We start from the raw sequence: 10,819 nt of genomic DNA, 5'->3' as shown, positions 1-10,819 counted from the left end.
GCGCGCCACGGCCAACCGCCTCGCCAACTTCGACGACGCGAACCTGCGTCGCTCGGCCCGCGCGGCCGTCCCCGCCGGCGCCCGTGTGGGCCGTGCACTGGAGATCCTCGCCGACGAGGTCCCCGAGCACCTCGCGGCGGCCGGCCGCCTCCGCATGGCCCACAAGCAGGCCTCCCTGGAGGAACTGGGCGCGCTGGCCGACCCGCCGCTGACGAAGGACGCCGTGGCGGGCCGTATCCGCCGTCTGCTGGCGATGGCCGACAAGCGTGCCCAGGACCTCGGCATCCCGGGCACGGAGTCCAGCATCACCGAGGAGATGGCCGACAACATGGTCGGCTGACCATCAGGCGACAGGGCTCGGCTGACGATCCCTCAACACGCCGGTGCGGATGCCCACTTGGGGCGTCGGCACCGGCGGTTCGCCGTCTTCAGCCCCTTGATCGATTGCTGACGAGCCGTCAACACGCCGATGCGGGCGCCCGTTCGGACCTGACGGCTGACCGGGCCGGGGGCAAATATCGGCCCGTACCCCGGAGGGTCGCTTGTCTGCCCTTGTGTCGCCCTTGACTCGATCATGAAGTGTCATGAGCCTGGCAACTGTTCGCTGCTGTGGCGGACAACTGCTAGGGGGATTAATGAGACACAGAGCGAGATCGATCCTCGCTGTCGGTGCACTCCTGATCGCCGGGGCGAGCATCGCACCGATCGCCCAGGCGCAGGGCGGGAGTTCCGCGAAGTCCGACCCCGACGAGGTCAAGGTCTTCCACGCCGACGTCACCCAGAAGCAGATACCGCTGCTCCTGAAGGCCGGACAGGACGCGCACGAACTCGGCGACAACCAGTTCTCGTCCTCCGGCAAGACCTCCGTCGAGGTCTACCTCACCGACCAGCAGGCCCAGAAGCTGGAGAAGCAGGGCGTCGACCTCACCGAGCACACCCTGTCGGCGAAGGCCGAGACGCGCGTCGAGGACGCGGCGCAGGGCGTGTTCAGGCCGTACAGCGGAAGCGGCGGTCTGAAAGAGGAGATCGTCAAGACCGGGCAGGCCAACCCCGGGCTCACCAAGGTCGAGTCCATCGGCAAGACGATCAACGGCCAGGACATCCTCGCGCTCAAGCTGACCAAGAACGCGAAGAAGACCAAGGACGGCTCCAAGCCGTCGGTGCTGTACGTGTCCAACCAGCACGCGCGCGAGTGGATCACGCCGGAAATGACCCGCCGGCTGATGCACTACTACCTGGACAACTACAAGACCGACAAGCGCATCAAGAAGATCGTCGACTCCACCGAGCTGTGGTTCGTGCTGTCCGCCAACCCGGACGGCTACGACTACACCTTCAAGGACTCCGGCACCCGCCTGTGGCGCAAGAACCTGCGGGACGTCAACGCCGACGGCACCATCTCCACCGGCGACGGCGTCGACCTCAACCGCAACTTCGCCTACAAGTGGGGCTACGACGACGAGGGTTCGTCCCCGAACCCGACGAGCGAGACCTACCGCGGCACGGCTCCGGCCTCCGAGCCCGAGACCCAGGCACTCGACAACTTCGAGAAGCGCGTCGGCTTCAGCTACGGCATCAACTACCACTCCGCCGCCGAACTCCTCCTCTACGGAGTCGGCTGGCAGGTCGCGACGCCCACCCCGGACGACGTGCTCTACAAGGCGCTCGCCGGCACCCCGGACAACCCGGCGATCCCCGGCTACCACTCGCAGGTCTCCTCGGAGCTGTACACGACCAACGGCGAGGCGGACGGTCACGCGTCGAACGTCAACGGCATGTCGATGTTCACCCCGGAGATGTCGACCTGCCAGACCGCGTCGAACATCGACCCGAACGACGCCTGGAACGCGGCCGACTGCCAGTCCGTCTTCAACTTCCCCGACGACGAGAAGCTGATCCAGGACGAGTTCGCGAAGAACATCCCGTTCGCGCTGTCCGTCGCCGAGACGGCCGTCCACCCCGACCAGCCGAAGTCGTCCGTCGGCCTCAGCGCCGCCGACTTCACCCCGGCCACCTTCCCGACGTCGTACTCGCGCGGCGCCGACCAGGAGGTCTCCGTCGTCGTACGGAAGTCCGTGCGCGACAAGGAGCTCAAGTACCGCGTCAACGGCGGCCGTACGCACGACACGGCGCTCAAGGCATGGAAGGGCGGCCAGACCTACGGCGGGGACGACAACCTGTACTTCGACGAGTACCGGGCCAAGGTCAAGGACGGCGACCCGGGTGACAAGGTCGAGGTGTGGTTCACCGGCGAGACGAAGGCCGGGAAGCCCACCTCCAGCGCCCACTTCACGTACACGGTGGCCAAACTGCCCTCGGCGAGCACCCTGGTCGTAGCCGAGGAGGGGGCTGCCGCCACCCAGGCGCAGACCTACGTCGACGCCCTGAAGGCCGACGGCCGTAAGGCGATCGTCTGGGACGTCGCCACCCAGGGCGCGCCCGACGCGCTCGGCGTGCTCGACCACTTCAAGACGGTCGTCCACTACTCGGGCCCGGCGGGCCCCGGCAACGACACCCAGCTCCAGCTGCGCGCCTTCCTCAACGAGGGCGGCAAGCTGATCGAGGCCGGCGAACAGGCCGGCGGCTCCGTCGCCCTGGCCGACGGCACCCCCTCGAACGACTTCAGCCAGTACTACCTGGGCGCCTATTCGCGTACGTCCACCCCCGGGGCCACCGGCTTCACCGGCTCCGGCAAGCTCGACGGCTTCACCGGACCGCTCGGCGACGCGCCCGGCAACCCGCTGGACCGGGCCGGCACCTACAGCGTCACCTCGGACTCGCTGTCGCCCACCACGTACCCGCAGTTCGCGAGCGCGGGGGCGGGCAAGTTCGCCGGGACCGTCAACCCGTACGGGCCCTACGCGGGCTCCTACATGGCCGCGGCCGTCCACACCGACGACGCGTACAAGCGCCTCACCCGCACCATCGACCTCACCGGAGTGAGCGCGGCCGACAAGCCCACGCTGCGCAGTGAGCTGCTGTGGGACACCGAGCCCGGCTACGACCACGCCGTGGTCGAGATCCACACCACCGGGGCCGACGACTGGACCACGCTCCCGGAGGTGGGCGGCGCCACCAGCACCGCTGTACCGACGGAGTGCGAGGCCGGATTCCTGGTCGCCGAGCACCCCTGGCTCAAGCACTACCTGACGGTCGCGAGCGGCGGCTGCACCGCGACCGGCACCACCGGCTCGTGGAACAGCCTCACCGGCGCCTCCAACGGCTGGCAGCAGGTCGGCTTCGACCTGAGCGCCTACGCGGGCAAGTCCGTGGAGGTCTCGCTCAGTTACATCACCGACCCGGGCACCGGCGGCCACGGCGTCCTCGCCGACGACACCTCGCTCGTCGTGGGCGGCACGGCGACCCAGACCGAGGGATTCGAGACCTCCCTCGGCGCCTGGACCGTCACCGGTCCGCCCGCCGGCAGCCCCGCGGTCCTGAACGACTGGACCCGCACCGGAGCCCTGTTCCAGACGTACGGCGCGGTCACCACCGACCGGACCGTACTGCTGGGCTTCGGCCTGGAACAGGTCACCTCGGCGACCGACCGCGCGGCCCTGCTCAACAAGGCGCTGGCGGCTCTGAAGAGCTGACTCGGTGTGACGATGTCATGAACATCCAGGGCGGTCCGTACCCCTACTGGCGGGTACGGACCGCCCTGCGGTGTATGGGGCATCTCGATGTCACCACGGAGGGCTCAGGGAGGTAGGGTCGTAGGCGGTCGGGGACATCCCATACAACTCGCCGGCACTGAGCCGGCGTACCAACGAGGAGATCGGTTCGTGACGATCCGCGTAGGCATCAACGGCTTTGGCCGCATCGGTCGTAACTACTTCCGCGCGCTGCTGGAGCAGGGTGCTGACATCGAGATCGTGGCTGTCAACGACCTGGGTGACACCGCGACCACCGCTCACCTTCTGAAGTACGACACCATCCTGGGCCGCCTCAAGGCCGAGGTGTCGCACACCGCCGACACGATCACCGTCGACGGCCACACCATCAAGGTGCTGTCCGAGCGCAACCCCGCCGACATCCCGTGGGGCGAGCTGGGCGTCGACATCGTCATCGAGTCGACCGGCATCTTCACGAAGAAGGCCGACGCCGAGAAGCACATCGCCGGCGGCGCCAAGAAGGTCCTCATCTCGGCTCCGGCCAAGGACGAGGACATCACCATCGTGATGGGCGTCAACCAGGACAAGTACGACGCGGCGCAGCACCACGTCATCTCGAACGCCTCCTGCACCACCAACTGTGTGGCGCCGATGGCCAAGGTTCTCGACGAGAACTTCGGCATCGTCAAGGGCCTGATGACGACGGTCCACGCGTACACGAACGACCAGCGCATCCTGGACTTCCCGCACTCGGACCTGCGCCGCGCGCGTGCCGCCGCCGAGAACATCATCCCGACCACGACCGGTGCCGCCAAGGCCACCGCCCTGGTCCTCCCGCAGCTCAAGGGCAAGCTGGACGGCATCGCGATGCGCGTCCCGGTCCCGACCGGCTCGGCCACCGACCTGGTCGTGACGCTGCAGCGCGAGGTCACCAAGGACGAGGTCAACGCCGCGTTCAAGAAGGCCTCCGAGGACGGCGACCTCAAGGGTTACCTGACGTACACCGAGGACCCGATCGTCTCCTCGGACATCGTCGGCGACCAGGCCTCCTGCACCTTCGACTCCCTCCTGACCATGGTTCAGGAAGGCAACACGGTGAAGATCCTCGGCTGGTACGACAACGAGTGGGGCTACTCCAACCGCCTCGTCGACCTCACGGTCTTCGTCGGCGGCCAGCTCTAGTTCCCAGAGCAGGCATCTCGATGTGAGCCAGGGCTCGGGCAGCGCACGCCGCGCTGTCCGAGCCCTGCGCTACGTAGTGATCGATCAGCCCTCTCGGATCCGAAGAGCCTGAAGAGCCTTCCCTAGGAGCCCCTTTCATGAAGACGATCGACGAACTTCTCGCCGAAGGCGTGGACGGCAAGCGGGTCTTCGTCCGCGCCGACCTCAACGTCCCGCTGGCCGACGGCCTCATCACCGACGACGGCCGCATCCGCGCCGTACTCCCCACCGTCAAGGCCCTCGTCGAGGCGGGCGCCAAGGTGATCGTGGCCTCGCACCTGGGCCGCCCCAAGGGCGCCCCGGACCCGGCCTTCTCCCTCCTCCAGCCCGCCGAGCGCCTCGCTGAACTCCTCGGCGCGCCCGTCGCGTTCGCCCAGGACACGATCGGCCCCGCCGCCCACGACGCGGTGCGCGGCCTCGAACCCGGCCAGGTTGCGGTCATCGAGAACCTGCGCTTCAACGCGGGCGAGACCGCCAAGGACGACGTCGAGCGCGGCGAGTTCGCCGACCAGCTCGCCGCCCTGGCCGACATCTACGTAGGCGACGGTTTCGGCGCCGTGCACCGCAAGCACGCCTCCGTGTACGACCTCCCGGCCCGCCTGCCGCACTACGCCGGCTACCTCATCGCCACCGAGGTCGGCGTCCTGAAGAAGCTCACCGAGGACGTGAAGCGGCCCTACGTCGTCGCCCTCGGCGGCTCCAAGGTCTCCGACAAGCTCGCCGTCATCGACCAGCTCCTCGGCAAGGCCGACCGCATCCTCATCGGCGGCGGCATGGCCTTCACCTTCCTCAAGGCCAAGGGCTACGAGATCGGCGCCTCCCTGGTCCAGGACGACCAGCTGCCCGCCGTCACCGAGTACGTCGAGCGCGCCGAGAAGAACGGCGTCGAACTGGTCGTCCCGGTCGACGTCGTGACCTCGGCCGGCTTCCCGGACCTGAAGACGAAGGCACCGTCCAACCCCACCGTCGTCGCCGCGGACGCCATCCCGGCCGACCAGATGGGCCTCGACATCGGTCCCGAGACCGGTGCCCTGTACGCCTCGAAGCTCGCCGACGCGGCCACCATCTTCTGGAACGGCCCGATGGGCGTCTTCGAGCACCCCGACTACGCCGAGGGCACCAAGGCGGTCGCCCAGGCCCTCGTCGACTCCCAGGCCTTCACGGTCGTCGGCGGTGGCGACTCCGCCGCCGCCGTCCGCATCCTGGGCTTCGACGAGACGGCATTCGGCCACATCTCGACCGGCGGCGGCGCCTCCCTCGAATACCTAGAGGGCAAGACGCTCCCCGGCCTCGCCGCACTGGAGGACTGACCCTGATGAGCACGCGCACGCCGATCATGGCGGGCAACTGGAAGATGAACCTCAACCACCTTGAGGCCATCGCCCACGTCCAGAAGCTCGCCTTCGCCCTCGCGGACAAGGACTACGAGGCCGTCGAGGTCGCCGTCCTGCCGCCCTTCACCGACCTGCGCTCCGTGCAGACCCTGGTCGACGGCGACAAGCTCAAGATCAAGTACGGCGCCCAGGACATCTCGGCGCACGACTCCGGCGCCTACACCGGCGAGATCTCCGGAGCGATGCTGGCCAAGCTGAAGTGCACGTACGTGGCCGTCGGCCACTCCGAGCGCCGCCAGTACCACGCCGAGACCGACGACATCGTCAACACCAAGGTCAAGGCCGCCTACAAGCACGGCCTCACCCCGATCCTGTGCGTCGGCGAGGAACTGGAGATCCGCGAGGCGGGCAACCACGTCGCCCACACGCTCTCCCAGGTCGAGGGCGGCCTCAAGGACGTCCCGGCCGAGCAGGCCGAGTCCGTGGTCATCGCCTACGAGCCCGTCTGGGCCATCGGCACCGGCAAGGTCTGCGGCGCCGACGACGCCCAGGAGGTCTGCCAGGCCATCCGCGGCAAGCTCGCCGAGCTGTACACCCAGGAGCTGGCCGACCAGGTCCGCATCCAGTACGGCGGCTCCGTCAAGTCCGGCAACGTCGCCGAGATCATGGCGCAGCCCGACGTCGACGGCGCCCTGGTCGGCGGTGCCTCGCTGGACGCCGACGAGTTCGTCAAGATCGTGCGCTTCCGTGACCAGTGAGACCGTGAGTAGGCCTTAGCGGCGATCCGTCGTACCCTTGCGGGGACATGGCCCTACAGCCATGTCCCCGTCGTCCATCCGAATCCGAGGAAGTTGGTCCAGCCGTGGTTTTGGGGTTCTCGATCGCCCTGATCGTCTTCAGCCTGCTGCTGATGCTGCTGGTGCTGATGCACAAGGGGAAGGGTGGCGGTCTCTCCGACATGTTCGGTGGCGGCATGTCGTCGTCCGTCGGCGGTTCTTCGGTCGCCGAGCGCAACCTCGACCGCATCACCGTGGCGCTCGGTCTGCTGTGGTTCACCTGCATCGTCGTACTCGGCCTGCTGATGAAGACGAGCTGACCGCACGTTCCTTCGCACATTCCGTACGTAAGGCCCCATGTTCGGTACGCGCAGCTGAGCGCGGCCTATCATGGGGCTTGCGTCTAGGTGTAGGGGCCTGTAACTCCAACCACTGGACGCGCGTTGGGCCTTACGTAGACTGAGGCGCTCGCAACGGAGCGAAAACGCCGACTCGCTTCGCGGCACCATCACGCAGGGAGTTACGACCGTGGCAAGTGGCAACGCGATCCGTGGAAGCCGGGTCGGGGCGGGGCCGATGGGTGAGGCCGAGCGTGGCGAGTCCGCGCCCCGGCTGCGCATCTCCTTCTGGTGCTCCAACGGGCACGAGACGCAGCCCAGCTTCGCCAGCGACGCGCAGGTTCCCGACACCTGGGACTGCCCGCGCTGCGGCTTTCCCGCCGGACAGGACCGGGACAACCCGCCGGACCCGCCGCGCACCGAGCCCTACAAGACGCACCTCGCGTATGTACGGGAGCGGCGCAGCGACGCGGACGGCGAGGCGATCCTCGCCGAGGCACTCGCCAAACTGCGGGGAGAAATCTAGGAGTTGAACCGGCCGGACGCCCACAGGGTGTCTGGCCGGAGCTGTTTCGCACCCCGGCGGCCGGCCGCCTCCGGACCGATTGTCAGTGGCACCCTCTACGGTTTGTGAACAGGCGAACCGCGAGGGGGAGTTGTGACGACGGTCGACGGGACGGGCGGGCATGCGCCCGCATGGCGCGGGGGATTCGGACGGCTGTGGAGCGCCGCCGTGATCTCCCGGTTCGGGGACGCGCTGCGTACGGCCGCGCTGCCCCTGCTCGCCGTAAAGCTCACCGACGCCCCGCTCGTCATCGCCTCCGTCACCGCCTGCGGATACCTCCCCTGGCTGCTTTTCGGACTGCTCGGCGGTGCCGTCGCGGACCGGGTCGACCAGCGGCGCGCGATGTGGGCAGTGGACTTGTTACGGGGGCTGCTCGTCGCCTCCTTCGCGTTCGCCGTCGGACTCGGCCACGCCTCGATCCCGCTGCTGCTCGCCCTCGCCTTCTGTCTGACCACGCTCCAGACCCTCTTCGACAACGCGTCCACCGCCCTCCTGCCGTCCCTGGTGGCCCGTGAGGCGCTGGGCAGCGCCAACGCCCGGCTGATGACCGGCCAGCAGCTCGCGGGCGGTCTGCTGGCCGGTCCACTCGTGCCGCTGCTGCTGACGGCCGGGGCTTTCATGCCGTTCGCGGCCGACGCGAGCACCTACCTCCTGGCCGCCGCCCTGGTGGCCTCCCTGCGCACCGGACCGCCCGAGCGGGAGCCGCGCCCGGCCGGCAGCACCCTCAGGACGGAGATAGGGGAGGGTCTGCGCGCCCTGTGGGGCGACCGGGCCCTGCGCGCGGTCTGCGTGGCCACCCTGCTGTGCAACATCGGCATGGGCGCCCTGATCGCCACGACCGTCCTGCACGTGACGCGCTGGCTGGACGCGGGCAACGCCGGATACGCGGCGGCGATGACGGCGTACGCGGCCGGCAGCCTCTGCGGCGGCTTCGTCGCCCAATGGATCGCGCGCCGCACCGGCCGGGTCCGGGCGCTGCTTGTGGCCGGGAGCGTCCAGACGGCGTCGCTGCTGCTCGTCGGCACCGTCCGCCACCTGGGCGCCCTGGTTGTGGGCATGCTCCTGCTCGGCGCGATGAACCTGGTGTGGAACGTCAACCAGGTCACCCTGATGCAGCAGCGCAGCCCGGCCGCCATGGTCGGCCGCATCGCCTCAGCGTTCCGCACGTCCTCGACGTCGGGAGCCCCGCTCGGCGCGCTGCTCGGCGGAGTCGTGGCCGGAACCTTCGGGCTGAACGGACCCGCCCTGCTCGCGGCAGCCCTCTTCGGGCTCGCCGTCGCCTCGTTGATACCCGCGGTCAAGCCGGACGTACCTGTTGTTGCCTCGCAGGACAACGGGACGACCGCTCGCGCCACGGGCTGATCAATTAGGTTGGAACCGGCCCCCAGGTCGGTAGGAAAGAAGGCTGAAGTCGCAATGAACGCAGACGGCCGTACCAGGCTCAATCAGACGCCCGAGTGGACCGCCTTGGCCAAGCACCGTGAGGAGCTTGGCGAGGTGCGGCTGCGGGAGCTGTTCGCCGCCGATCCCGGACGTGGCACCGGCTACACGCTCCGGGTCGGTGACCTGCACCTCGACTACTCGAAGCACCTCGTCACCGACGAGACCCTGCGGCTGCTGCACGCGCTGGCCGCCGCCACCGGTGTGTTCGGCCTCCGGGACGCGATGTTCCGCGGCGAGAAGATCAACGTGACGGAGGACCGCGCGGTCCTGCACACCGCGCTGCGTGCCCCGCGTGACGCGGTGATCGAGGTCGACGGTGAGAACGTGGTGCCGCAGGTGCACGCGGTCCTCGACAAGATGGCCGGCTTCGCGAACCGCGTCCGCTCCGGCGAGTGGACCGGGTACACGGGCAAACGCATCAAGAACGTCGTAAACATCGGCATCGGCGGTTCCGACCTCGGCCCGGCGATGGCGTACGAGGTGCTGCGGAGCTTCACCGACCGAGATCTGACGGTCCGCTTCGTGTCGAACGTGGACGGTGCCGACCTGCACGAGGCCACCCGCGACCTCGACCCGGCCGAGACGCTGTTCATCGTCGCGTCCAAGACCTTCACCACGATCGAGACGATCACCAACGCGACCTCGGCCCGCGACTGGCTGCTCACCGAGCTGAAGGCCGGTCAGGACGCCGTCGCCAAGCACTTCGTGGCGCTGTCGACGAATGCCGGCAAGGTGAGCGAGTTCGGCATCGACACGGCCAACATGTTCGAGTTCTGGGACTGGGTCGGCGGACGGTACTCGTACGACTCTGCTATCGGGCTGTCGCTGATGATCGCGATCGGGCCGGACCGTTTCCGCGAGATGCTCGACGGTTTCCACCTCGTCGACGAGCACTTCCGCACCGCGCCCGCCGAGACCAACGTGCCTTTGCTGCTCGGCCTGTTGGGCGTCTGGTACGGCAACTTCCACGACGCCCAGTCGCACGCGGTCCTGCCCTACAGCCACTACCTCTCCAAGTTCACCGCCTACTTGCAGCAGCTGGACATGGAGTCCAACGGCAAGTACGTGGGCCGGGACGGCCAGGAGGTCGACTGGCAGACCGGGCCGGTGGTGTGGGGCACGCCCGGCACGAACGGACAGCACGCCTACTACCAACTCATCCACCAGGGCACGAAGTTGATCCCGGCGGACTTCATCGGCTTCGCCGAGCCGGTGGCCGAGCTGAGTGACGGGCTCAAGGCGCAGCACGATCTGCTGATGGCCAACTTCTTTGCCCAGACACAGGCGTTGGCGTTCGGCAAGACGCCCGACGAGGTGCGCGCGGAGGGTGTGGCGGAGGAGCTGGTGCCGCACAAGACCTTCAAGGGCAACCACCCCACGACCACCATCCTGGCCCGCGAGCTCACCCCGTCGGTGCTCGGCCAGCTCATCGCGCTCTACGAACACAAGGTGTTCGTCCAGGGCGCGGTCTGGAACATCGACTCCTTCGACCAGTGGGGCGTCGAGCTGGGCAAGGTCCTCGCCAAGCGCG

9 protein-coding genes are annotated in these 10,819 nt (G+C 68.4%); all 9 read left to right on the top strand.

Annotation, left to right across the window (positions count from 1 at the left end; all coding sequences use genetic code 11):
* On the top strand, positions 1-340 hold a 340-nt coding region (whiA, locus tag R6V09_RS34900; RefSeq protein ID WP_317885474.1), incomplete at its 5' end, for a DNA-binding protein WhiA.
* A gap of 295 nt (positions 341-635) precedes the next feature.
* On the top strand, positions 636-3,593 hold the full coding sequence (locus R6V09_RS34895; RefSeq protein WP_317885473.1) for a M14 family metallopeptidase: 2,958 nt from the start codon (positions 636-638) through the stop codon (positions 3,591-3,593).
* A gap of 189 nt (positions 3,594-3,782) precedes the next feature.
* The gene (gene gap / locus R6V09_RS34890) at positions 3,783-4,793 is read left to right on the top strand and encodes a type I glyceraldehyde-3-phosphate dehydrogenase (protein WP_317885472.1); all 1,011 of its coding nucleotides are present in this window, start codon (positions 3,783-3,785) and stop codon (positions 4,791-4,793) included.
* Between the two features lie 137 nt (positions 4,794-4,930).
* The gene (locus R6V09_RS34885) at positions 4,931-6,142 is read left to right on the top strand and encodes a phosphoglycerate kinase (RefSeq protein WP_317885471.1); all 1,212 of its coding nucleotides are present in this window, start codon (positions 4,931-4,933) and stop codon (positions 6,140-6,142) included.
* Positions 6,143-6,147: 5 nt separating this feature from the next.
* A complete protein-coding gene (gene tpiA, locus R6V09_RS34880) occupies positions 6,148-6,924 on the top strand; it encodes a triose-phosphate isomerase (protein WP_317885470.1) in 777 nt (258 codons plus the stop codon).
* Between the two features lie 104 nt (positions 6,925-7,028).
* Complete coding sequence (gene secG, locus R6V09_RS34875) at positions 7,029-7,262, top strand: preprotein translocase subunit SecG (protein WP_317885469.1); 234 nt, start codon at positions 7,029-7,031, stop codon at positions 7,260-7,262.
* Between the two features lie 208 nt (positions 7,263-7,470).
* Positions 7,471-7,806, top strand: a complete 336-nt coding sequence (locus tag R6V09_RS34870; protein ID WP_003957010.1) for an RNA polymerase-binding protein RbpA — start codon at positions 7,471-7,473, stop codon at positions 7,804-7,806.
* 132 nt (positions 7,807-7,938) lie between these two features.
* Positions 7,939-9,207 (top strand): MFS transporter, encoded by a 1,269-nt coding sequence (locus R6V09_RS34865; protein ID WP_317885468.1) that lies wholly within the window; start codon positions 7,939-7,941, stop codon positions 9,205-9,207.
* Positions 9,208-9,261: 54 nt separating this feature from the next.
* Positions 9,262-10,819, top strand: a 1,558-nt coding sequence (gene pgi / locus R6V09_RS34860; RefSeq protein ID WP_317885467.1) for a glucose-6-phosphate isomerase, incomplete at its 3' end; no start/stop codon positions are given.

Origin of the sequence: Streptomyces sp. W16 (assembly GCF_033194735.1) — a bacterium.
Lineage (GTDB): Bacteria > Actinomycetota > Actinomycetes > Streptomycetales > Streptomycetaceae > Streptomyces.
The sequence above is the reverse complement of the archived record's forward strand: the minus strand, read 5'-3'. Positions and strand labels throughout refer to the sequence as shown.